Below are 23,974 nucleotides of genomic sequence, written 5' to 3'. Positions count from 1 at the left end.
CGGGATTCGCCTCAGTCGGCCAGTAGCGCCCGCAACTCCGCCACAACGTTGTCCGGAAGCAGTTGCCGCAGGACGGGATGCAGGTCGCGCTCGACCTCGGACAGCAGGGACAGGGTGCGGACCTCCGAGTGCCGGCAGAGCGGATTGCCGTACTGGTTGGCCTGGATGCTGCGCCGGGAGCCCATGCTCATCAGGGCCACGCCGGGCAGCCCGCGCGGGCCTTCGTCGAGGACCTCGACCAGTTCCACCATGCAGCCATCCACTTCGCCCTGGATCCCGATCAGCGGGGCGAGGCGATCGATCATGCGGGTGGACTGTTCGGTCGTCAGCATGGCCATTGGCCTACCTTACGACCGATGGGGCCGCAGCGCCAGAGTGAGAACGCGGCATCATGCGAGAGAAATGGTGTCCCCGGCAGGATTCGAACCTGCGACCTGCCCCTTAGGAGGGGGCTGCTCTGTCCAGCTGAGCTACGGAGACCCGGGAATCTGCCGGATTTGGGCTTCGCGATCCCGCCACGCTCGTGACGATCACCCTAACCCGACTTACGCCTGGCGCGAGAGTATAAGCGCCGGGCGCGGAGAGGCCCAAACGCACCTACTCGTCCGGGCCGTATTCCGGCTCCAGCCGGTGATGGGCCCAGGCGAGGAAGTCGTCCAGATTAGCGCGGTCTTCACCCGGGGCCTCGGGGCCCGCCAGGTGGCGGTAGATCACCTGCGCCCCGTCGCGCCGGAGCACGCGGCGAACCGCCCAGTCGGCGTCCGTTCCACCGTTGCTGAAGCAGGCCCCGGGCTGGATGGCCTCCGGGGTGATCGGGTCGGGGTGCTGGTGATGGCGGCGGGCCAGCAGGTACAGGCGTGCCAGATCGTCCTCGGTCAGATCCAGATACAGGTTCATCTCGCGCATGGCGTGCTCGAGATCCTCGCGGCCGAGACCGGCCCGCTCCAGGGCCGCCAGCGGGCTTTGTTCCGGGCTTTCGGGGGACGGGGTCAGGCTCGCGGGATAGCGGCGCCAGGGGAACGGGTAGTTGATGATGACGGCCACCATCAGCATGACCCCGACACTGGTCAGCACTGGGTGCAGCAGGAACCACGGTCCCAGGGCCGTGACCGAGTCGCCGCCCACGACCGCATAGAGCGCCGTGGCCCCGCCAGGGGGATGCAGGCAGCGCAGGTAGTGCATCAGCCAGATGGCGAGGCCCACGGCGACGGCGGCGGCCAGCAGGGGGTGGGGCAGCAGGTCGCGTATCAGTATCCCTACGATGGCGGCAACGCCATGACCACCGAGCACGTTCCAGGGTTGCGAGAGGGCGGCATGCGGCGCGGCGAACAGCAGGACGGCGGTGGCGCCGAGGGAGGCGAGGATCAGACCGTTGATGCCGTTGTCGGTTACCGAGGCGGCGACCTCCAGCGACAGGTAAAGGCCGATCATCCCGCCCATCAGGGCAATGAGCTTGTCCCAGTGATTGGTGGTGTCGAGGAAGTCGCCCAGCAGGGACCCGCGTCCGGTACGCACACCAGCCTCCTTAAAGTGCAAGTGTTGCGCATCTTCTATGGGGGTCGCGCGGGCGTCAAGTGGCCCTGCGGGCTCGCGGAATGCGGGTGGGGCGTCGGGTATCAGTTCGCTTCGGCCTCCAGGATCAGTGACACGCGACGATTCTCGGCGCGCCCACCCGGTGTCTCGTTGCCGGCTACCGGCAGCGTGTCGGCGCGCCCGACCGCGCGCAGCCGCGAGGGCTCCAGGCCCTGCGCGACCAGGTGCCGCACGACGCTGCTGGCGCGGGCCGCGGACAGTTCCCAGTTGGAGGGGAAGCGCTCGGTCGCGATGGGGACGTTGTCGGTGTGCCCCTCTACGGTGATGAGGCCCGGGTGGTCCGCCAGGATGGTCAGCAGTCCTTCCAGGAGCGTTGCGCCGTCCGAACGCAGATCGGCCTGGGCGGTGGCGAACAGGATCTCGTCGCGGATGCGCAGTTCCAGACGGCCGGGTTGCTCGACGATATCGACCCCCTCCGGGGCCCGATCCCGCAGTTGATCGGCATCGGCGCCGGTTCCGGTTGTTTCGGCGGACGTTTCGGAGGTCGCCGGGTCCTCGGCGACGCTGTCGTCGAGGTCGGCAAGACCGAGCAGCGTGGGGTGGACCAGGGGCTCGACCAGCGCGCTGCGGTCGGGATGCGCCAGCGCGACGGGGCTGGCGGAAACCGCGCGGGGATCGTCGTCGCGCGGGTCCATGAAGGTCAGCAGGATGACGAAGACGACGATGACCAGGGTCAGCACGTCGAGGTAGGTGAGGATCCAGGCGTGTTCGTCGTCGCGCTGGCGTTCGCCGGGGTAGGAGGCGAGAAATGCCTGTTCCGGGCGGGTCGCCGCGTGGGCGTCCATTTCGGCCTGCAGCGCGGCGCGCTCCGAGGTGGAGTAGGCGGGGCCGGGCATGGTTCAGCGACGCTCGTTCGACGGGTCCGGGTCCCGTGGATCCGCGGCGGGTTCTTCGTCCCCGTTGGGGGCGGCCTGGCGGATCTCGTCGCTGTGGTTCTCCATGAACGAGCGCAGGGTCTCGCGGATGTATCCGGGCGAACGGCCCTTGCGCATGAGCATGATGCCTTCCAGCACCATGGTCATGAGGACCACGCGTTCCTCGGTCCGTCGCTCCAGCTTGATGGCGATGGGGCGAAACACCAGGTTGGCCAGGAGGATGCCGTAGAAGGTGGTGATCAGCGCGATGCCGAGGTTGACCGCGATCACGGTGAAGTCGTCGCTCTCGGTCGTCAGGAGCAGGTTGATCAGCCCGATCAGGGTGCCGAGCATGCCAAAGGCCGGGGCATAGGTGGCCATGGTCCGGAACATCTGGGCGTCGGCCTGTTCGCGGGCGCGCAGGCGGGCCATGCGCCAGTTCAGCAGGTCGGAGACGTCGTCCATCGGGGTGTCGTCGATGACCAGCTGGATGCCGGTGCGCAGGAACGGATTGCGGATCTGGTCCAGGCGGTCCTGGATGCGCTGCAGGTTCTGGGAGAACCAGTAGCGCGAGACCTGCACGATTTCCTCGAGGTCCTGGCTGGCGTCGTAGCGTTCCTCGCGGATCGCGTTGGCCCCGGCGCGGAAGACGCGCATGACCTCGTGGAAGGGGTAGCTCATCAGGGTGGCCGCGATGGTGCCGCCCACCACGATCCCCAGTCCCGGCAGGTTCAGGAAGGCGTCGAGGTCCTGGGAGGAGAACGCGATGACACTGCCGAACACCAGCAGGCTGCCGAGGATGCCGAGCAGGGTGGAGAGATTCATGCGAGGTTCCGAGGATGGCCTGGCGCAAGGATAAAGCACGGCGGCGGTTGCCGTCTGCGCCCGAGAATCCGCTCGCGAGGGACCCGTCCGCCGCGTACACTCGGCCGGGTAAACCGCAAAGGAGCTTTGCACGATGGATACGAAGTGGGTGGTGCTGGCGATTCTGGTCCTGCTGGTGGTCTGGGGGGTATGGACGTACAACCGGCTGGTCACATCGCGCAACCGGTACAAGAACGCGTTTGCCCAGATCGATGTGCAGCTGACCCGGCGCTACGACCTGATCCCCAATCTGGTGAAGGTCGCCGAGCGCTACATGAGCCACGAGCGGGATACCCTGGAGGCGGTCATCCAGGCCCGGAATCAGGCCCAGCAGAGCCTGCAGGAGGTGGCCGGCGACCCGACCAACGCGGAGGCCGTACGCAAGCTGTCCAGTTCGGAGCAGGGGCTGTCCGGCGCCCTCGGGCGGCTGTTTGCGCTGTCGGAGGCCTATCCGGATCTGAAGGCCAACCAGAACATGATGCAGCTGTCGGAGGAGCTCACCAGTACCGAGAACCGAGTGGCCTATGCCCGTCAGGCCTTCAATGACGCGGTCATGCAGTACAACATCCTGCGCGAGATGTTCCCGAACAGCCTGATTGCCAACAATCTGGGCTTCCGTCCGGCGCAGCTCCTGGAGATCGAGGATCCGCAGAAGCGCGAGGCGGTCGAGGTGAACTTCTCCTGATGGCCCGGGCGATATGAACTTCTTCGAGCATCAGGACCGGGCCCAGCGGCGCACCCGCTGGCTGCTGTTCCTGTTCGGACTGGCGGTGCTGGCGATCGTGCTGGTGATGAACGCCATTGTGCTCGTGCTTTTCGGGCAGGCCGAGCCGGTGGCGGCGGGGGAACCCTGGCTGACCCGGGAATTTCTGGCGCGCAACGTCGAGGTGATGGTCTGGACCAGCGTGCTGACGATCGGGCTGATCGGGGTCGGCAGCCTCTATCGCACCCTGGGGTTGCGCGATGGCGGCGGGGCCGTGGCCCGCGAGCTGGGCGGCACCCGGGTGGACGGCGATACCCGCGACCCGTTGCGGCGGCGCCTGATGAATGTGGTCGAGGAGATCGCGATCGCCTCCGGCGTGCCCGTGCCGGAGGTCTATGTGCTGGAGCAGGAGGCCGGGATCAACGCGTTTGCCGCGGGGTACTCGCCGGACGACGCGGCCATTGCCGTCACGCGCGGGGCCCTGGAACAGCTGGATCGCGACGAACTGCAGGGGGTGGTGGCGCACGAGTTCGGGCATGTCCTGAACGGCGATATGCGCCTGAATATCCGCCTGATGGGGATGCTGTTCGGGATCCTGGTGATGGCGCTCATCGGGCAGCGCGTGCTGCTGGCCATGCGCCTGTCGCGCAACAACCGCAACGCCGGGGGCATTGTTGCGGCGGGTCTGGCGTTGATGGTGGTGGGCTATATCGGGCTGTTTTTCGGGCGCTGGATTCGCGCCTCGGTCTCGCGCCAGCGGGAGTACCTGGCCGATGCCTCGGCGGTGCAGTTCACCCGTCAGCCGTCCGGCATTGCCGGTGCCCTGAAGAAGATCGGGGCCGGACACACTGCGTTGCGCGCCGATACCGAGGAGGTGGGGCACATGCTGTTCGCCTCCGGCGCCCTGGGCCAGATGTTCGCGACCCATCCGCCGCTGGTGCGGCGCATCCAGGCCATCGAGCCCGGGTTCCAGCCGGAAGAACTGGAGACCATCCGCGAACAGATGGAGCGGGATGCGCAAACCCGTCGCAGGGAACAGGAGGCGCAGGCCGAGGCGGAGGCGCGCGAGCGCGAACAGCCGCGCGAGTCGGGCAATATGCTGCTGAATCCGGAACGCCTGATGGAGAACATCGGGGATCCGGGCCTGGCACAGATCCTGGGCGCCGGACTGTTGGTCGCGGCGATGCCGGGACCACTGGAGCGCGCCGCGCATTCCGATGCCTGGGCCGTGGAGGTGCTGCTCTATCTGCTGATCAGCGCCGACCCCGAGGTGCGGGATCACCAGTTGCTGCGGATCGCCGCGAAGCGGGGCGGAGAGAGCGAGTCGCGTGTCCGTACCTTGCTGGACGCTGCGCCGGACCAGCGGCCGGATCTGCGGATCCCGCTGCTGGAGATGAGCTTCCCGGCCGTGCGCCATCGTCCGTCGGAGGAGCGCCAGGCGCTGGAGACGCTGATCGACGAACTGGTCCGGGCTGACGGCCGGGTGTCGGCCTTCGAATACGCCACCGGGCGGCTCTTGCGGCGTCAGCTGCGCGACCTCGATCAGCCCGCACGCGCCCGCCCGGGTGGACGGGATCGCCTGGAACGCCACGAACGCCATGCGCGAAGTGTGCTGGCCGTGCTCGCCCATCACGGTCATCCGGAGGACTCCGAGGGGGCGCGCGAGGCGCTGCGGGCGGGCCATGTCGCCCTGGGCATCGCAGATCCGGCGAAAGACGTGATGGATACGGCCCTGGAGGCCGCTGCCGACGCGGCGGCCTGGGCGGATGAGCTCGATCGCGCCCTGGAGGCGCTGGACGCACTGCGTCCGGCCGACAAGCAAAGGCTGGTCACGGCAATGCTCGCCACCATCACCCATGGCGGGCAGACGGTGATCGCCGAGGTCGAGCTCCTCCGGGCGATCGCGGCGTCCCTGCACGTGCCGTTGCCAGTCGCGGAGATGCCGGCCGCGGAAGCGGAGTAGGCCCCGCCGGGTTCGGGTGCGGCATCGTGGCACGCACGGTATGATGCGGCGGCTCCGGGGGCGTGGCGGAACTGGTAGACGCATCGGACTTAAAATCCGCTGGCCGCAAGGCCGTGCCGGTTCGATTCCGGCCGTCCCCACCAATCCCAGATCGTTCCGCTCGGCGGGCCCCTTGGCCACGGTGCCGAGCGAGCAGTGGTCGCTGGACCGGCGGCCAACCCGCCCACGTACGGGCGAGCGCCCGGCCGCTTCATGCGGGGGCCGGGTTGGCCCGTGTGAGCGGGGCGTCAGCGGGGCATTTCCGGAGCCGTTTCGGTTTGCCCCCCGTTGGCGCATAGTAGAACCCTGTGCGCCCGCAAAAGACCCGGCATGAGCCCACCACCGGACACCTCGGAAGCTTCCGATGCCCAAAACGCCGCCCGTGACAGCGCTTCGTCGTCGCGGGTCCGCACCACCGAACCGTATGTGCGGGGCCCGATGGTGGCCGCGCTGTTCGCGGCGCTGCTGTTCGCCCTGCTTTTTCTGGCCATCGATCAGGGCTGGAAGCAGCAGATGGCCGATCGTTATGAGCAGTCGCTCGCGACCGAGGCGAACAGCCTGCGCTCCCGCCTGGAGAGCGTGCTGAATGCGTCGGTGCACGCCACCATCGGGCTGGCGGCCTACGCCTACGTCCATCCGGAGTTGAACGAGGAGGAGTTCGCCCGCGCCGCGGAACGGCTTTACCGGGGGCAACCCGATCTGATCCGGTCGCTGACGCTGGCACGCGGCGAGGTGCTGGAGCTGGTCTACCCACGGGCCGGTAACGAGGGCGCGATTGGGCTCAACCTGGCCGAGCATCCCCAGCAGTCCGCGTCCTTCCATCGCGTGCTGGAGAGCCGCGAGACCGTGGTCGCCGGGCCCTGGCCGCTGGCCCAGGGCGGCCGCGGGCTGCTGGTGCGGGCGCCGGTCCTGACCGAAGCTGAGGACGAGGACGTGTCGGGTGCCGCCAACCCGTGGAGCCTGTCGAGCATCGCGCTCGATTTCGACACCCTGCTGCGACAGGCCGGGTTGGTACCCGGCTCGGAGCGCCTGAAGCTAGCCCTGCGCGGCCGCGACGGGGCCGGTGCCGAGGGCGAGGTGTTCTACAACCCGCAGGCGCTCGATGTCGAATCGGCGCCATTGCAGCTCGATGTGACGTTTGCCGGGGGGCAGTGGCGGCTGCTGGCAAAGCCGGTCCCCAGCCCGTCCGCCACGGCCCGCCCCGCCGCCTGGTGGGTCCTGGGCGCAGTGGGCCTGATGGCGGTCAGCGGATATACCTTCCGCATTGGGCAGGGGATGCGGCAGCGCCGCGAGGCCCTGGGCCGCTACCAGGCCCTGGTCAACCGTCTGGAGGACGCGACGCTGGTCGTGGCCGGGCGGCGCGTTCTGTGGGCCAACCCGGCCTTCGCGCGCATGACCGGGGTGTCGCCGAACCCCGGGCAGGCCCTGGCCACACTGGATGTGATCCATCCGGCGGATCGTCCGCGTCTGCCCCCCGATCTCGATTTCACCCGCGCCGCGGTGCCGGAGGAGCCCCGGGGGCGCGAGATCCGTGTGAAGGCTGCGGACGGGGATCAGCGTTTTCATCTGTTGCGCTGGGTGCCGATCGACTGGGACGGGCAGCGGGCCTGTCTGCTGAGCTTCGTCGACGTGCACGAGAATCGCATGCTGTTCAATGCCCTGAGCGAGGCGCGGGACCTCCAGGACGCCCTGTTCGAGGCCATGCCCGGCGATGCCCTGGTGATCGATGCGTCCGGGCTGGTGCGGCGGGTGTTCGGCGAGGCGCGCCATGGCCGCGACCCGCACACCACGGCCGTGGGGCATACCCTGGCCGAGTTGTTACCCCCCGAGGTGGCGGAGCGGTTCTCCGATATCGTGCAAAGGGCCCTGCGCGAGGGGGCGATGCAGGAACTCGAGTACCGTCTGCAGGCCAGTGCGTTCCATGCGGGCGAGCCGGGGGTGGCAGCGGACGAGACGCGTTGGTACGAGGCGCGGGTCCGTCCGATTCACACGCCGTTCGAGGGTTCCGCGGCCGTGGTCTGGCATGCCCTGGACGTGACCGAGCGCAAGCAGCTGGAGGAGCGCATGCAGGCGCTCGCGTGGGAGGACCCGCTGACCGGCACCGCGAACCGGGCCGCGCTGGACCGCGCGTTTCCCCGCCTGGCAGCCCGGGCCGACCGCAAGGAGGGTCAGCTGGCGCTGCTGTTCATCGACCTGGATCGCTTCAAGCCGGTGAACGATCAGTATGGCCACGCGGTGGGCGACGAGTTGCTGCGGCTGCTCGCCAGGCGTCTGGCCGGCAGCCTGCGCACGGATGACCTGCTGGTTCGCCTGGGCGGGGACGAGTTCATCGTATTGAGTGCCCCGCTGCACCACGCGGAGGAGGCAACGCGGCTGGTCGAGCGGCTGCAAGAGGCCTTCCGTGAGCCCTTTGAGCTGCACCCCGGGCATATGGATACGGTGGAGGTGAGCCTGTCATGCAGCATCGGCGTCGCCTTCTATCCGGGTGACGGACAGCGGCTCGCCGACCTGATGATGGCCGCGGATCACGCGATGTACCGGGTGAAGGCGGCGGGCCGCAACGATGTGGCCTACGCCTCGTCGGAGGCTCCCGGGGCCTGACCCGCGTGTCGGGCTGGGTCCAGCCGCGCGGCGGTAGTGGTCTCCAGGGGTTCGATGAGGCCCAGCCAATGGTCGGCCAGCCACTCGGCGGCCAGGGGTGCGTACAGCAGGCCGCGTGAGCCATGCGCGAGGTTGAGCTGGACGCGGCCGCGCGCGTCCATTCGGCTGGGCCCGACCAAGGGCAGGCGATCGCGGACCACCGCCCGTTCGCCGGCCCAGTGGTCCAGGACCTGGGTGGCGGGATCGTCCAGGCCGGGCACCCAGGCCAGGTGGCGAAGGTTCGCCGCGTCGTCCGTAGCCAGGAGCGTGTCGGCCTGACGGATGCCGGGGCCTTGCGTGCGCCGGTAGGTCGCGCCGATCCATGCTGTTTGGTCGGGGGACGGGATGCAGTAGCCCTGTCCGGTGGCGACGAACCCGCCCCAGTCGGGCAGGGTGGCCGCCACTCGGGTCATCTGGCCGGTGACCGTCGAGACCGCCCCGTGTTCGGGGCTCAGGGGCGCCCCCTGACCGGCGCCATTGGCCAGCACGACGGCATCGAATGACTCCCGGCCGTACTCCGTCTCCAGTTGCACTGCGTCTTGGCCGGGAGTCAGGTGGATGTGCGTGACAGCCTCTGCGCGGGGCGCCGGCAGGGTGCCGGCAAGGGCACGACAAAGAGCGGCCATATCCACCGCCAGGCCCTCGGGGTAGTACAGATGCGGGGCGTCGGTGCATCCCGGGCCCGCCGGATCAAAGAGCAGCCCGGTCGCTTCGCTGCCGGCCTTGAGCAGACGGGTCACCCGTTTCTTCCCGTGGGCGCTGATGCCGTGGAAGGCGACGCCGGAGGCCAGCCGCAATACTTCCCCCGTATGGGCCTCCAGTTCGTTGATCAGGGTCCGGGTCCTGCGCATCCCGGCCAGGGCCAGGCGGTTCAGGTCGGCATCGCGCGGGTGCAGGTTGGGCAGCAGTACGGCGGCCGGGTTGCCGGACGCACCACCGGCGACCCCGGCGGGGTCGAACAGGGTGGTGCGGATGCCGCGACGTTCCAGCGCGTGCGCGCTGGACAGCCCGGCCAGTCCGGCCCCGACGACGGCCACGTGGCGGGGCGCCTGCGGTGCCGGCGTCGCCGGTTCGGCGGACGGCGCGTGGAAGGCCCCGGTCAGGCGCTCGCGCTTGCGTCCGTGGCCCGGGACGCGCCGGACCGTAAATCCGACACCCTCCAGATCGCGCCGGACCTGGCCCGCGGCGGTGTAGGTGCCGAACGTGGCGCCGGGCGCGGACAGCCGGGCGATCTGGCGAAAAACGCCGGTGTTCCACAACGCGGGATTGCTGCGCGGCGCGAAGCCGTCCAGGAACCAGGCATCGATCCGGCCGCGCACGCCCGCGAGCATTGGCGCGGCGTCGCCCAGGCCCAGGGTCAGGGTGGCGCGCGCACCGGGGAATTCGATCCGGTGCAGTCCTGGGACCGGGGGCGGGTACTGCGCGCGCAGGGCGCGGCTGTCGGCATCGTCGAGCCCGAGGTGTTGGTGCAGGGTGGCGAGGTCCTCCGGCGAAAGGGGGTGTGCCTCCAGGCTGAGCAGCGAGAGGAAGGCATCGGGCGGGGCGTGCCGGCGCCATTGCTCCAGCGCCAGCAGCAGGTTCAGCCCGGTGCCGAAGCCGGTTTCGCCGATCGCGAAGTGGCGGCAGCCGGAGAACCGCTCCGGCAGGCTGTTGGCCTCGAGGAAGACCTCTTGCGCCTCTGCGCGCGGCTGGCTCGATCCGAAATAGCCGTCGCCGTAGTCGACAGCAAAGGGCATGCCGTCGCGCCAGTCAAGACGCGCCCAGTCGAGCAGGGGAGACAACGGAGAGGAGGCCACCACGCAATCAGGACCCCGGCGATGAACGCGAGGCGCCCACCGACGGGACCCTCGGATCAATCCCTCAACGGGTCAGCTCTTCGAACGAGGTGAAGGCGACCTGCTGGTTGCGCACCCCGTTGTCCAGCTGGGCCAGCAGTGTCTGGCTGATGGACTTGAAGCGGTCGAGTTCGTCGCCTTCCAGGGCATCGCTCTCCGGGAGCTCCACGCGCATCGGGTTCTGCGGCCGGTTGTTCACGTGGATCTCGTAATGCAGGTGGGGCCCGGTGCTGCGGCCGGTGTTGCCGGACAGGGCGATACGGTCACCGCGCTCCACGGTCTGCCCGGGGCGTACCAGCTGTCGCTGCAGATGCAGGTAGCGCGTGGAGTATCCCTGGCCGTGCTCGATGACGATGAAACGCCCGGCGTAGGGGTGATTCTCCACGCGGGTCACGCGGCCGTCGGCCGGCGCGAGGATGGGTGTGCCCACGGGCATGGCGAAGTCCGTACCGTGGTGGGGGGCCACGCGGCCGGTGACCGGATGGCGGCGGCGGGGGTTGAAACTGGAACTGATGCGGTAATTGCCTGCAAACGGGCGGCGGTCGAACGGCGGCAGCAGGCTCTCGCCCTCGGGCGTGTAGAACCGGCCGTTGACGTTGCGGGCGGCGCGGATCTCGATGCGTTCGCCTTCATAGTCGAAGGCGAGCAGGCGGAGGTTGTGCGGGGTGTCGTCGCCGACCAGCGTCTCCTGTTCCACCAGCAGGGTGAACTGGTCACCGGTACGGGCATGGGTACGCACGGGCAGGTAGCGGTCGAGCAGTACGGCCAGGGCGTTGGCCGCCCCCGGGGAGATATCCGCGCGTTCGCTCAGCGCGGACGCGATGTTCCCGTCGATCTCGGCGCTGATGATCAGGTGGCTGACCTCGCGGCCATTCTCGACCTCGCCGCGTTCGAAGTCCCAGCCCTCGGCCTCGCGGATCCACTCGTGCCCGCTGGCGCGGGAGGTCCAAAGGCGCATGCGGGTCAGATAGCCCTCGTCGTCGACCTGCCATTCGATCTCCTGGCCGGGACGCACACGGTTCAGGATGGAGGCGTTCTCGTCGTCATCCAGCAGGCGGTAGAGCGTCGCGAGGGGGAGATCCCATTCGCGTTCCCAGAGTCCGGTCAGGCGCTCGCCATCCTTCAGCGTATGGCTGTGCCATTCGTCCTCGGCCGCGTCCGCCTCGGCGGCGGTATCGCCCTCACCGTCGAGGTCGAAGGTTTCGTAGGAGGTGGGCGCCTCCGCGTCCGGGTCGATGGGGTCGTCGTGGTAGCCGCTGCTCGGGTCGTCCAGTATGTCGGTGGCAAACGCGACGGTCTGCGCGCCCGCATCGAACGACGCCGACGGTGCCGGGCTGATCGACGCGCCTCCGGCCGGGTGGTCCGGGCGTGCGAGGGACAGCTTGGCGACGGGGAGCGGGTTGCCGGCACCGATCTGGAGCGGCTGGGAGGTCTCGGCGGGCTGGGAGGCGAGCAGGAGGCTGGTACCCACCAGGATGGCGAGTCCGGCGGTGCCCGCCAGAAAGAAATGCGATGTCTTTCTGTTGTAACCCATATGGCCCTTGCCCCGGAGAGTTTCCGCTTTATACCACGTTTTTTCGGGCAATAAACACCGTCGGAAGCCGCTTTCCGGCGGTTTCGCCGGGGCTGGGCGTCAGGATCGGATACCGACGCCGCGATTGAGCAGGATCAGTGCCACGGAGTAAAGGACGGCGATGAAGCCCGCGATGATGGCGAAGGACATGGCCACGGGGAAGTCGCTGTGGCCGAGACTGCCGTAGCGGAAGGCGTCCACCATGTACAGGATGGGGTTGAGCATCGACACGCCCTGCCAGAACTCCGGCAGCAGGCTGATCGAGTAGAACACCCCGCCCAGGTACGTCAGCGGCGTGAGCACGAAGGTCGGGACGATCGCGATATCGTCGAAGGTGCGGGCGAAGACACCATTGATCAGCCCGGCCAGGGCGAACAGGATCGACGTCATCAGCACGATGACCAGCATGACCGGGGCGTTGTGCACGCTGAGCGGGCTGAAGAACAGCGATACCAGCAGGACGGCCACACCCACCGCCAGGCCGCGGGCCACGCCGCCGAAGACGAAGCCGAGGATGATCACGCTGTTGGGGATCGGCGAGACCAGCAACTCCTCGATATGGCGCTGGAACTTGGACCCGAAGAAGGACGAAACCACATTGGAATAGCTGTTGGTGATCACGGCCAGCATGATCAGGCCGGGCACGATGAAGTCCATGTAGCGGTAGCCTTCCATCTCGCCGATGCGCTCGCCGATCAGGCCACCGAAGATGATGAAGTACAGGGCCGTGGTGATCACCGGCGGCAGCACCGTCTGCACCCAGATGCGGGCGAAGCGCAGCACCTCCTTGGTGACGATGGTGCGGAAGGCGGTCCAGTAGTGACGCAGGTGGGTACTACTCATGCCTGGTTCTCCGGCTGCTCGCTGGCGCCGCTGGCACCCGGCGTGAGGTGACTGGGGCTCTGGCCGTTGCGGGTCATGCGGATGAACAGTTCCTCCAGGCGGTTGGCCTTGTTGCGCATGCTCTGAACGCGGATTCCGGCCTGATCCAGGACCCGGAACAGATCGTTCAGGTGCTGGCCGCGGCGGATGTCGGCCTCCAGCGTGAGCTCGTCGACCTGGCGCAGGGCCACCGGCGCATGCTCGGGGAGGCCCGGGGGCGGTTCGCTGAGATCCAGGACCATGGTCTCCGTCTCGAGCTTGGCGAGGAGCTGCTTCATCGTGGTGTTCTCGATGATGCCGCCGTCATCGATGATCGCGATGTTGCGGCACAGCGTCTCCGCCTCCTCGAGATAGTGCGTGGTCAGGATGATGCTGCGTCCGTCGGTGTTGATACGGGTCAGGAAGTCCCACATGGAGCGGCGCAGTTCGATATCGACGCCGGCGGTGGGTTCGTCCAGGATCAGCAGCCGCGGTTCGTGCACGAGGGCGCGCGCAATCATCAGCCGGCGCTTCATGCCCCCGGACAGCGTACGCGCCATGTCCTTGCGCTTTTCCCACAGGCCCAGCTCGTTCAGGTAGTGCTCGCAGCGCTCCCAGGCCTCGCGCCGGGGGATGCCGTAGTAGCCCGCCTGGTTGACGACGATCTCGCCGATCGGCTCGAAGTTGTTGAAGTTGAACTCCTGCGGGACCAGCCCGATGGAGCGCTTGACCGCCTGCAGGTCGGTGTCCAGGTCGTGACCGAAGACCTTGACCGTGCCCGCGGTCTTGTTGATTAGCGAGGTGATGATCCCGATGGTGGTGGACTTGCCGGCCCCGTTGGGGCCCAGCAGGGCAAAGAAGCTGCCGGGCGCCACCTCGAGGTCGATCCCCTTGAGGGCCTCGAATCCGTTCTTGTAGGTCTTCTTGAGCCCGCGAATCTCCAGCGCTGGCGTCATCGTCACATCCTGTAGGGCCCCGGCACACGGAACCGTGCACCGGCTGAGTGGGTACGATCCCGGGGGATCGACAAGATGCGTATTATGGCCGTTTTGGATCGATTTCGAGGAAAGCCGCGTGGATTCTGTCTTTGTTGCGTCGTCCGAAACCGCTGTCCCGCTGATCCCGGTCAGCCGCGAGTCACTCCCGGTCCGCCTGGAGGCCGCGCCGGAGAGCTGGCGCAAGTGGGTCGAGGCCTCCGGCTTCGAGGCGGAGCCGGGCGCGATCCTGCGTATTCCCGACGCGGACGGCGGGCTGGCGGCAGTTCTGGCCGGGTTCGACGCCGAGACGCCGATCTGGATGCTGGCCGCGGCGGCGGAGACACTGGGCAGCGGCGACTATCGTCTGGAGACGGACTTTCTCAACGCCGACGTCCAGAACCTCGCCGCCATCGGCTGGGGCCTGGGGCGCTACCGCTTTGACCGCTACCGCGAACCGCAGGAACGCACGCCACGGCTGGTCTGGCCGGAAGACGCCGACCCGGCCCGGGTTCAGGCCTTTGTCGAATCGATCGGCCTGACCCGCGACCTGATCAACACCCCCGCCGCCGACATGATGCCGGCCAACCTGGCCCTGCAGGCCCGGGATCTGGCTGAGGCCTTCGGTTGCAGCCTGCATGTCGTGAGTGACAGCGACAAGCTGGAACAGGACTTCCCCTGCATCCACGCGGTGGGTGCGGCCAGTGACCACGGCGCGCGGGTGATCGAGCTGACCTGGGGGCCGCCGGATGCCCCGTCGCTGGTGCTGGTGGGCAAGGGCGTGTGCTTCGATTCGGGCGGGCTGAACCTGAAGCCCGGGAATTCCATGCGTCAGATGAAAAAGGACATGGGCGGGGCGGCCATCGCGCTGGGTCTGGCCCGCCTGATCATGGCGCAGGCGTTGCCTGTGCGCCTGACCGTGCTGATCGGCGCGGTCGAGAATGCCATTGGTGCCGGGGCGTTCCGCCCGGGCGATGTCCTGACCGCGCGCAACGGCAAGCGCATCGAGATCGACAACACCGATGCCGAGGGGCGGCTGGTGCTGGCCGACCTGCTGGATCGGGCGGGATCGTTCCACCCCGACCTGCTGGTGGATTTCGCCACGCTGACCGGTGCCGCGCGCGTGGCCGTGGGGACCGAGATCAGCGCCTGTTTCACCGAGGACGAAGGCTGGGCCCGGGCGCTGGTCGAGCCGGCTCGGGAATGGGACGATCCGGTGTGCCAGTTGCCCCTGCATACCCCGTATCGCTACATGCTGGACAGCGACGTGGCCGACATCGTGAACAGTTCCAGCAGCGGTTACGCCGGTGCGATCACTGCGGGGCTCTTCCTGAAGGAATTCGTCCCCGAGGACACGACCTGGCTGCACTTCGACATCATGGCCTTCAACGATCGGGCTCGGCCGGGCCGGCCCAAGGGCGGCGAGGCGATGGGCCTGCGTGCCCTGTTCGCGGCGCTGGAGTCGCGGTACGGGCCGGCGGGTTAGGGGCATGGGCAGGGGAGGGAATTCCCCGGATCCCCTGCGTTCGCGGAGCGTGTGGGTCAGATGAGCTTGAGGTCGCTGCGGGCGCGGATGATCTTGCGCAGGGCGATCAGATAGGCGGCGGTGCGGTAGTCGAGTACCTCGCCGTTGCTTTCCACCTCGCGGACCTCGTGCATCTCGCGGAACGCCTCGCGCATGGTGTCCTCGAGGCCGGAACGAACCAGATCGATCTCCTCGGCACCGCGAACCACCGCGTCGCGAATCCATTCCGGGATGCTCTCGTTGGTCATCATCTCGATGGCCGTCACGATGTGCTGGCCCTGGGACTGGTCGTAGCGCCGCTCCAGGCGCCCGAAGCGCATGTGCGACAGGTTGCGCACCCATTCGAAGTAGGACACGACGACACCACCGGCATTGACGTAGACGTCCGGCAGGATCGTGATCCCGCGGGCCCGCAGTGCCTGGTCGGCCTCCCAGGTGCAGGGCCCGTTGGCGGCCTCGGCGATCAGCCGGGCCTGGATGCGGTCGGCGTTGCCGCGATGGATCGCGCCTTCCAGCGCCGCCGGGATCAGGATGTCGCATTCGCGTTCCAGGATGCGGTTGCCGTCGCGCTCGAACTCGACGCCGGCAAAGCCCTCCATGGTGCCGCTGCGGCGGACGTAGTCGTGCAGCGCCTCGACGTCGATACCGTCTTCGGAGTACACGCCGCCATCGCTCTTGATGACGCCGACGATCTTCGCGTGATCGTCCTGCTGCAGGAAGCGCGCGGCATAGTAGCCGACGTTGCCGAAGCCCTGAATGATGATTCGCTGTTCGCCCAGGCCACCTTCGAACCCGGCCTCGCGGGCGGCCGAGCCCTCGCGAAAGAACGCCTGTAGCGCGTACTGCACACCGCGTCCGGTGGCCTCGAGACGCCCGACGATGCCCCCCCAGCTCCACGGGCTTTCCGGTCACCGAGGCGGCGTGATCGAGATCTTCCGGATGCCGTTCGCGGTAGGTCTCCATGATCCAGGCCATCTCGCGCTGGGAGGTCCCCACATCGGGGGCCGGCACGTTTTGCGCGGGGCTGATGTAGTCACGCTGGATCAGTTCGTGGGCGAAGCGTCGGGTGATGCGCTCCATCTCCCACTCGTCGTATTTCTGCGGATCGATCCGAAGCCCGCCCTTGGAGCCCCCGAAGGGGATGTCCACGATGGCGCATTTGTAGGTCATCAGGGCCGCCAGGGCCTCGGCGTGCTGCTGATCCATGGTCGGGGAGAAGCGCAGACCGCCCTTGGATGGCAGGCGATGCGCGGAGTGCACCGCGCGCCAGCCCTTGAATACTTCGATGCGGTCGCGAAAGCGGATCGGAAAGCTGACCTGAATCACCGAGTCGCAGGACTTCAGGGCCTCGCGCGCCCCCTCGGGGAGTTCGAGGTAGGCCATGGCCCGGTCGACCATGTGTGAGACACTATCAAGAAAGGTTTCAGGGACTTCGCTTTCCGACATGACGGCAATCCTTTATGGCTTTGCGAGGCGGCCTGCGCGGCACGGGGGCTTCGCGTATGGGTGACGCGGGCCACTTTCCCGACCCGCGGTTCTCGGTTGCACCGATGATGGACTGGACGGACACCTGGTGTCGCCGGTTCCATCGGCTGCTGACCCGGCGGGCATTGTTGTATACCGAGATGGTGCATGCCAACGCGGTGATCCATGGCGATCGCGACCGCCTGCTCGGCTTTGCCGCGGAGGAACACCCGATCGCGTTGCAGCTGGGCGGGTCGGACCCGGCCACGCTGGCGCAGGCGGCACGCATCGCGGCCGATCGCGGCTTCGACGAGATTAACCTGAATGTGGGTTGTCCCTCCGACCGCGTCCAGTCCGGCGCGTTCGGCGCCTGCCTGATGGCGGATCCGGGGCTGGTGGCCGACTGTGTGGCGGCGATGCGCGACGCGGTGGAGGTCCCGGTAACCGTCAAGCACCGCATCGGCATCGACGACCAGGACTCCGAGGCCGACCTGCATGCCTTCGTGGAACAGGTCGCCGCGGCCGGCTGCCGGGTGTTCGTGGTGCACGCGCGCAAGGCCTGGCTGCAGGGGTTGAGCCCCAAGGACAACCGCGATGTCCCGCCGCTGGACTACGCCCGCGTGTACCGCCTGAAGGCGGAGTTTCCCCAGCTGACCATCGTGCTGAACGGCGGGCTCGACGATGTACCGGGTGCCCGGGCCCATCTGCAGCAGGTGGATGGCGTGATGTTCGGACGCAAGGCCTACCACGAGCCCTGGAGCCTGTCCGTGGTGGACCGGCTGTATTTCGGTGCGGACCAGGATCCGACACGCGAGGGGGTGCTGGAGGGGCTCCTGGAGCTGGCCGAGGGGATGCGGCGAGACGGCGTGCCGCTGGCACGCCTGACCCGGCACATTCTGGGGCTGTTCCACGGGGAGCCCGGGGCCCGGCAGTGGCGGCGTGTCCTGACCGAGGGGGCCCATCAACCCGGCGCCGGCCCGGAGCTGATCGAGCGCGCCGCCCGGGCTTGTCTGCCCCGGGCGGCCTGACGCCTCACACCGTACAGGCGGCTACTCGGCGGGCGTCTCCGGGGCGATCCAGCCCGCCTCGAGCCCGTCCGCCAGGATCTGGCGGATCGCGGGGATCGCCTCCTCCCATTCGGCGACGCTGAGCGTCTCCGCGCGGCAGAACGTCTCCAGGACCTCAGGCGCGACGTGCTGTGCGGGATAGTCATTGCCACCGACGCACAGGACCGGGCCGTCGGGGCCCTGGAACCACGCGCGGCGGATACCGGGGTGGAGGACAAAGCGTTCCGCAACCCCGGCACGGGCTGCGATCCCGGGGTCTTCCGGAGCGAGCTCGATGTTCCCGGCGGGGCGGGTCAGGAACCGGCCGAGATAGGCGTCCAGGTCCTGGTCCTCCGCGGCGAGCAGCGCGCGCAGGGCCTCGCGCAGTTCCCTGCGATCCGCGGCGGGGAGTTCGGCGGGGCAGGCAGCCGGGTGACGCCCCGGATCCTCGAAACGCGCCTGGTCGCCGATCACGTTGGCGCGCTCCTCGAGAAAGCCGGTCAGGACGTCGAGGATGGTCGGGGCGCGAAAACCGACCGACCAAGTCATGCACTGCGCATCCAGCGACAGGCCGTAATGCGGCAGACCGGGCGGCAGATAGAGCAGGTCGCCGGGGCCCAGCTCCCAGGTCTCGCTCGGGTGGAACTCGCGCAGGATGGCGAGCGGTAGGTCGTCGTGGCAATCCAGTGATCCCGGTGGGTCCTGGATCTGCCAGCGGCGGCGTCCCGCGGCCTGGAACAGGAACACGTCGTATTGATCCACATGCGGTCCGACGGAGCCCCCGGGCGGGGCATAGGAGATCATCAGGTCGTCCCGGCGCCAGCGCGGGATGAAGTCGAAACGGGCGAGGAAGTCCGACCCGCCGGGCCAGAAGCGTTCCACGTCGGTGATCAGCAGGGTCCAGTCGCGCGCGGGCAGCTGCCCCAGGTGCTCGGCGTCGAAGGGGCCGTACTCCACGTCCCAGTCCTGGCGGTCGACATGCCCGCGGACGATGCGGCTGGCGGCATCCGGATCGGTCGCCAGGCCGGCAAGATCGTCGGGCTCGATGGGATTCTCGAAACCCGGGACCGCATTGCGCACGAGCAGCGGGCGTTGCTGCCAGTAGTCGCGCAGAAACTCGGCGGTCGTGAGCCCGCCAAGCAGGACCAGCGGTTGGTTCGGATCCGGGGCCGCCATGCCGTGCGGGATCAGAGGTCGCGCGCGAGCTTCTCGGCGATGCCGGTGTAGGTCCCCGGCGTCAGCTCGCGCAGGCGCGCGCGGGCCTCTTCCGGGATCTCGAGGCCGTCGATGAAGGCCGCCAGGGCCTCGGGCGTAATGCGCTGCCCGCGGGTCAGTTCCTTGAGCTTCTCGTAGGGCGACTCGATGCCGTAGCGACGCATCACGGTCTGGACCGCCTCGCCCAGGACCTCCCAGTTCTGGTCCAGGTCTTCCGCCAGGCGGCCGGGCTCGATCTCCAGCTTCCCGAGGCCGCGATCGAAGGCCTTGTAGGCGATCAGCGACCAGGCGAACGCCAGGCCGATGTTGCGCAGCACGGTGGAGTCGGTCAGATCGCGCTGGAAGCGCGACACCGGCAGCTTGCCCGCGAGATGATCGAACAGGGCATTGGCCAGGCCGAGGTTGCCCTCGGCGTTCTCGAAGTCGATCGGGTTGACCTTGTGCGGCATGGTCGAGGAGCCGACTTCGCCGGCCACAACCTTCTGCTTGAAGTAGCCCAGCGAGATATAGCCCCAGATGTCGCGCGCCGCATCCAGCAGGATGGTGTTCGCGCGCATGAAGGCATGGAACAGCTCGGCGAGGAAGTCATGCGGCTCGATCTGGGTGGTGTGGGTATTCGGTTCCAGCCCCAGGCCCTCGATCATTCGCCGCGACAGGGCCGGCCAGTCGACCTCCGGGTAGGCCACGCTGTGGGCATTGAAGTTGCCGACCGCGCCGTTGATCTTGCCGCGGCAGGCGACGGCGGCGATCTCGTCGCGCTGGCGCTCCAGACGCGCGACCACGTTGGCCAGTTCCTTGCCCATGGTGGTGGGGGAGGCCGGCTGGCCGTGGGTGCGCGCGAGCATCGGTTGTTCGGCGAAGCGTTCGGCAAGCGTGCGCAGGGGGGCGAGCACGCTGTCCAGGGCCGGCAGCATCACCTGGTCGCGGGCCTCGCGGACCATCACGCCGTAGGCGAGGTTGTTGATGTCCTCGGAGGTGCAGGCGAAGTGCACGAACTCGATCTGGCTCTGCAGGTCGGCGCGGTCCGCCATCTGTTCCTTGATGTAGTACTCGATCGCCTTCACGTCGTGGTTGGTGGTCGCCTCGATCTCCTTCACCCGGGCGCCCGCGACCTCGTCGAAGCCGAAGGCGATCTCATCGAGGAAGGCACCCGCCGCGTCGGTCAAGGCCGGCACCTCGGGGATAGCCGGCTCGGCGGCCAGGGCCTTGAGCCAGGCGATCTCCACGCGCACGCGGGCCTGCATCAGGCCCTGTTCGGAGAAGTAGGGCGCCAGGTCGCGGGTATGGCGCGCGTAGCGGCCGTCGACAGGGCTGATCGCAGTCAGGGGGCTCGGGGACATGGGCATTCCGGGGTCGGGTTCGAGTCAGGCGGCGCAGTATACTAAGGCGTTCAGTTGCAATACAGCATCGCGCCGGGGAGACCCCGGTTACCGGCGCGGACCCAACCAGGAGAACGGCATGTCGAAGCCCGCAATGCGTCAGGAACAGGACAGTCTCGGACCGGTGGCGGTCCCGGAGCAGGCCCTGTGGGGCGCCCAGACCCAGCGTGCGGTGGACAACTTCCAGATCGCCGGACGCCCCCTCCCGGCGGCCTTCATTCGCGCCCTGGCGCAGACCAAGGCGGCCTGTGCCGAAGCCAATCAGGCGCTGGAGCAGCTACCGTCGGATGTGGCCGGGGCCATTGTCGCGGCCGCCGAGACGATCGCCAGCGGCGAGCATCCGGATGCCTTTCCGGTGGATGTCTACCAGACCGGGTCGGGTACCAGTACCAACATGAACATGAACGAGGTGATCGCGCGCCTGGCCTCCAGCGAGGCCCTGCCGGTTCACCCCAATGACCACGTGAACCGTTCCCAGAGCTCGAACGACGTGATCCCGACCGCGTTGCACGTGGCGGCATCGACCCAGCTGGAACAGGAACTGATCCCGGCGCTGCGTCACCTGATCGCCACCATCGCGCGGCGCGAGGGCGAACTGACCGCGATCGTGAAGACCGGGCGCACCCACCTGATGGACGCGATGCCGGTGCGCATGAGCCAGGAGTTGTCTGGCTGGCGCACGCAGCTGGAGCTGGATGTCGAACGCCTGCGCGCGACCCGCGACCGGGTAAACCGGCTGGCGATCGGTGGCACCGCGGTGGGTACGGGGATCAATGCCCCGGCTGCGTTCGGCGAGCGTGTGGCACAGCGCCTGGCGGAACGCACCGGCATTGCCTTCGAGCGCGAATCCAACGGGTTCGCGGGGCTCGCCAGCCAGGACACGGCGGTGGAACTGTCGGGGCAGCTGCGCACCACGGCCACCAGCCTGATCAAGATTGCCAACGACCTGCGCTGGATGAACTCCGGTCCGCTGGCGGGGCTGGGCGAGATCGCGCTGCCGGCCCTGCAACCGGGCAGCTCGATCATGCCGGGCAAGGTGAATCCGGTGATCCCGGAGGGCGTCATCATGGCCGCGCAGCAGGTGATCGGTCTGGATGCGGCGATCGCGGCCGCCGGGCAGGGCGGCAATTTCCAGTTGAACGTGGGATTGCCGCTGATCGCCGACAATCTGCTGAATCAGACGGGCCTGCTGGCGCGTGCGGCCGGGCATCTGGCGGACCGCGCCATCGCGGGTTTCACCGTGAACGAGGCGGTCGTGCGCGCCGCCCTGGACCGCAACCCCATCCTGGTGACGGCCCTGAACGCGGAGATTGGCTACGAGGCCGGTGCGCGTATCGCCAAGGAGGCCTACGCGACCGGGCGGCCCATCGTCGAGGTGGCGGCAGAACACACTGACATCCCGCGCGAGCGCCTGCAGGCCCTCCTGGACCCCGCGAACCTGACCGGCCCGTCAGAATAGAAGCGTCGCGGGGCGCAGGAGGACGAGGCGTCAGGCGGTCGCGAGCGGGAGCGCCACGCCTGGCTGGAGCAGCCCGCGGAAGTCGGCAAACGGGACGGGGTGCGAGTAGAAGTAGCCCTGGGCCGTGTGGCAGTCGAGGTCCTGCAGGATCTGCGCCTGGCGCTCGGTCTCCACGCCTTCGGCGATCACGTCGAGCCCCAGGGTGCGGGCCATCAACACGATCGCGCGCACGATCTGTGCATGCTCCTCGCCGTGTTCGAGATCCTTCACGAAGGAACGGTCGATCTTCAGGGTGTCGGCCGGCAACTGCTTGAGCTGCATCAGCGAGGCGTGGCCGGTGCCAAAGTCGTCGACGGCCAGGGACATGCCGACCTGGCGCAGGCGCTGGAAGACGCGCGCGGCACCCTTGGGGTCATCCATGATGCTGGTCTCGGTGAGCTCCAGCTCGATGCAGCGGGTGGGGATGCCGGCCTCGCGGATGATGCGATGGAAGCCGCCGGCCAGATCCGGCTGGCGCAGCTGGCGGGCGGAGACATTGATCGCGACCCGCGGGAGCTCGTCCTCCCCCATGCGCAGGGATTGCAGGTCGCGGCAGACCTGACGCAGCACCCATTCCCCGATCTCCTCGATCAGGGTCATGTCCTCGGCCAGTTCGATGAAGTGACCGGGTGGCAGCAGGCCCAGCTTCGGGTGCTGCCAGCGGATCAGGGCCTCGGCTCCGATGACGCGGCCAGTCGCGAGCTCCACCTTGGGCTGGTAGTGCAGCACCAGTTGCTCATTGGCAATGGCCTGGCCCAGCTCGTTTTCCAGCTCGAAGTGACGGAAGGTGCGGGCGTTGAGGTCCTGGGTATAGAAGCGGAACCCGTTGCGCCCGCGCTGCTTGGCCTCGTACATCGCGGCATCCGCGTTGCCCAGCAGGGTGTCCGCGTCCTCGCCGTCGTAGGGGTACACCGCGATACCACAGGACACGCTGCTGACCACCGGCTGATCGAAGATCTGGCGCTCGGTTGCCGTCTTGCGGACGACGTCGGTGACCAGGCGGACGATACCCTCCAGCCCCTGGCTGTCCTCCACGAGGATGCCGAACTCGTCGCCGCCCAGGCGCGACAGGGTGGTGCGCAGGTGGCGACCGGAACGCTCGCGCGCATGGTCCAGCAGTTCGGAGAGGTCCTGCGCGACCTTGCGGATCAGCTCGTCGCCGGCGCGATGGCCGAGGGAGTCATTGGTGCGCTTGAAATTGTCGAGGTCCAGCAGGATCAGCGCCACGTGACCGGCGGCGCCGGCATGGCGCTCCATGGCCTGTGACAGGCGGTCGCTGAACAGCATGCGATTGGGCAGGTTGGTCAGCGAGTCGTGCGACATGTGGTGCAGCAGTTCGCGCGACTGGCGCTCGGTGATCCGCTGCAGGGCCTTCTGGCGCCGATCCATCATCTGGAACAGGTCGGCGCTCTCGAGGGCATAGGCGGTATTGAAGAGCACCATGGTCAGGGTCGACAGGATCATCTCGTACCGCTGCAGCTCCGACTGCCGGAAGCGGGCGACGAACATCCCCCGAATCCGGGTGCGCGTGGAGATCACGTGGAGCATGACGCTCTCGCCGTCGACCGGCGAGGGGAGGCAGACCGGGTGATTCTGATGCAGCGCCCAGGAGAACTGCCCGTCGCGGATCAGCTGTTCCACGGTGTCCGCGAGGTCCGGCTCCAGCTCCTCCGGGCGCTCCTGGTAGGCGAGATTGAAGGAGCAGTCGTTGTCCAGCACGTAGACCGCCATGTCCTGTGCCGGCAGAAGCCGACGAATGGACTCGATGCTGTTCTGGATGATCAGCTCGGGGCTGCGGTTGCGGTCGGTGTCGCCAAAGATCGCCGTGGTCGAGGCGAGCACGTCCATCGCGTAGGCGTTGGCCTCCAGGGCCTCCTCGAGGAAGCGGATCCGCTCATGGAGGGCATTGACCTCCTCGGGCGTGCGATACGATGGGCTCATGCAACAG

17 protein-coding genes, 2 tRNA genes and 1 pseudogene are annotated in these 23,974 nt (G+C 68.2%); 7 read left to right on the top strand and 13 right to left on the bottom strand.

Features of this window, described 5'->3' with window-relative positions:
* Positions 1-11: 11 nt before the first annotated feature.
* The 5 genes from F614_RS0101085 to F614_RS0101065 form a co-directional block, all read right to left on the bottom strand.
* On the bottom strand, positions 12-338 hold the full coding sequence (locus F614_RS0101085; RefSeq protein WP_019558053.1) for a hypothetical protein: 327 nt from the start codon (positions 336-338) through the stop codon (positions 12-14).
* A 65-nt stretch (positions 339-403) separates the two neighbouring features.
* Positions 404-480: transfer RNA gene (locus F614_RS0101080), tRNA-Arg, on the bottom strand.
* Positions 481-597: 117 nt separating this feature from the next.
* Positions 598-1,515, bottom strand: coding sequence for an HPP family protein (locus F614_RS0101075; RefSeq protein WP_019558052.1), 918 nt, complete (start codon positions 1,513-1,515; stop codon positions 598-600).
* 101 nt (positions 1,516-1,616) lie between these two features.
* Entirely contained in the window at positions 1,617-2,429 is an 813-nt protein-coding gene (locus F614_RS0101070) for an OmpA family protein (RefSeq protein WP_019558051.1), read from the bottom strand.
* Between the two features lie 3 nt (positions 2,430-2,432).
* Positions 2,433-3,272: a motility protein A gene (locus F614_RS0101065; RefSeq protein WP_019558050.1), complete on the bottom strand. Its 840-nt coding sequence runs from the start codon at positions 3,270-3,272 to the stop codon at positions 2,433-2,435.
* Positions 3,273-3,405: 133 nt separating this feature from the next.
* Between F614_RS0101065 and F614_RS0101060 the strand changes: the two genes are divergently transcribed.
* The 4 genes from F614_RS0101060 to F614_RS0101045 all read left to right on the top strand — a co-directional run bounded on the left by F614_RS0101060 (position 3,406) and on the right by F614_RS0101045 (position 8,617).
* On the top strand, positions 3,406-3,996 hold the full coding sequence (locus F614_RS0101060; RefSeq protein ID WP_018866351.1) for a LemA family protein: 591 nt from the start codon (positions 3,406-3,408) through the stop codon (positions 3,994-3,996).
* A 13-nt stretch (positions 3,997-4,009) separates the two neighbouring features.
* Positions 4,010-5,977, top strand: a complete 1,968-nt coding sequence (locus F614_RS0101055) for a M48 family metallopeptidase (RefSeq protein WP_019558049.1) — start codon at positions 4,010-4,012, stop codon at positions 5,975-5,977.
* Between the two features lie 56 nt (positions 5,978-6,033).
* Positions 6,034-6,120: transfer RNA gene (locus F614_RS0101050), tRNA-Leu, on the top strand.
* A gap of 334 nt (positions 6,121-6,454) precedes the next feature.
* Positions 6,455-8,617 carry a diguanylate cyclase gene (locus F614_RS0101045; RefSeq protein ID WP_018866349.1) on the top strand — a complete coding sequence of 721 codons (2,163 nt, stop codon included), beginning with the start codon at positions 6,455-6,457 and terminating at the stop codon, positions 8,615-8,617.
* On the opposite strand, the gene mnmD is transcribed toward F614_RS0101045, so the two are convergent.
* The 4 genes from mnmD to F614_RS0101025 form a co-directional block, all read right to left on the bottom strand.
* Positions 8,587-10,392, bottom strand: a complete 1,806-nt coding sequence (gene mnmD, locus F614_RS0101040) for a tRNA (5-methylaminomethyl-2-thiouridine)(34)-methyltransferase MnmD (protein ID WP_019558048.1) — start codon at positions 10,390-10,392, stop codon at positions 8,587-8,589. The genes F614_RS0101045 and mnmD overlap by 31 nt on opposite strands.
* Positions 10,393-10,516: 124 nt before the next feature.
* Positions 10,517-12,025: a peptidoglycan DD-metalloendopeptidase family protein gene (locus F614_RS0101035; RefSeq protein WP_018879129.1), complete on the bottom strand. Its 1,509-nt coding sequence runs from the start codon at positions 12,023-12,025 to the stop codon at positions 10,517-10,519.
* Positions 12,026-12,124: 99 nt separating this feature from the next.
* Positions 12,125-12,907, bottom strand: a complete 783-nt coding sequence (locus tag F614_RS0101030) for an ABC transporter permease (RefSeq protein ID WP_018866346.1) — start codon at positions 12,905-12,907, stop codon at positions 12,125-12,127.
* The gene (locus F614_RS0101025) at positions 12,904-13,881 is read right to left on the bottom strand and encodes an ABC transporter ATP-binding protein (protein WP_018866345.1); all 978 of its coding nucleotides are present in this window, start codon (positions 13,879-13,881) and stop codon (positions 12,904-12,906) included. The genes F614_RS0101030 and F614_RS0101025 overlap by 4 nt, the downstream gene beginning before the upstream one ends.
* A gap of 118 nt (positions 13,882-13,999) precedes the next feature.
* Between F614_RS0101025 and F614_RS0101020 the strand changes: the two genes are divergently transcribed.
* Positions 14,000-15,385: a M17 family metallopeptidase gene (locus F614_RS0101020; RefSeq protein ID WP_018866344.1), complete on the top strand. Its 1,386-nt coding sequence runs from the start codon at positions 14,000-14,002 to the stop codon at positions 15,383-15,385.
* Between the two features lie 56 nt (positions 15,386-15,441).
* On the opposite strand, the pseudogene F614_RS13855 reads toward F614_RS0101020, so the two are convergent.
* Positions 15,442-16,870, bottom strand: a pseudogene (locus F614_RS13855) (Glu/Leu/Phe/Val dehydrogenase).
* A 56-nt stretch (positions 16,871-16,926) separates the two neighbouring features.
* Between F614_RS13855 and dusA the strand changes: the two are divergent.
* Positions 16,927-17,916, top strand: a complete 990-nt coding sequence (dusA, locus tag F614_RS0101010) for a tRNA dihydrouridine(20/20a) synthase DusA (RefSeq protein WP_018880622.1) — start codon at positions 16,927-16,929, stop codon at positions 17,914-17,916.
* Positions 17,917-17,937: 21 nt separating this feature from the next.
* Here dusA and F614_RS0101005 read toward each other — a convergent pair whose 3' ends face one another.
* Together F614_RS0101005 and purB are read right to left on the bottom strand one after the other, a co-directional pair.
* Positions 17,938-19,110: a cupin domain-containing protein gene (locus tag F614_RS0101005; RefSeq protein WP_018875496.1), complete on the bottom strand. Its 1,173-nt coding sequence runs from the start codon at positions 19,108-19,110 to the stop codon at positions 17,938-17,940.
* Between the two features lie 11 nt (positions 19,111-19,121).
* Positions 19,122-20,489 (bottom strand): adenylosuccinate lyase, encoded by a 1,368-nt coding sequence (gene purB / locus F614_RS0101000; RefSeq protein WP_018882074.1) that lies wholly within the window; start codon positions 20,487-20,489, stop codon positions 19,122-19,124.
* A 118-nt stretch (positions 20,490-20,607) separates the two neighbouring features.
* On the opposite strand from purB, the gene F614_RS0100995 reads away from it, so the two are divergent.
* Positions 20,608-21,987 (top strand): lyase family protein, encoded by a 1,380-nt coding sequence (locus tag F614_RS0100995; RefSeq protein WP_019558045.1) that lies wholly within the window; start codon positions 20,608-20,610, stop codon positions 21,985-21,987.
* A gap of 30 nt (positions 21,988-22,017) precedes the next feature.
* Here the strand turns inward: F614_RS0100995 and F614_RS0100990 are convergent, their stop codons facing one another.
* Positions 22,018-23,967, bottom strand: a complete 1,950-nt coding sequence (locus F614_RS0100990) for a bifunctional diguanylate cyclase/phosphodiesterase (protein ID WP_019558044.1) — start codon at positions 23,965-23,967, stop codon at positions 22,018-22,020.
* Positions 23,968-23,974: the final 7 nt, after the last annotated feature.

It is taken from the genome of Thioalkalivibrio sp. ALE12 (genome assembly GCF_000381105.1).
Classification (GTDB): domain Bacteria; phylum Pseudomonadota; class Gammaproteobacteria; order Ectothiorhodospirales; family Ectothiorhodospiraceae; genus Thioalkalivibrio.
The sequence above is the reverse complement of the archived record's forward strand: the minus strand, read 5'-3'. Positions and strand labels throughout refer to the sequence as shown.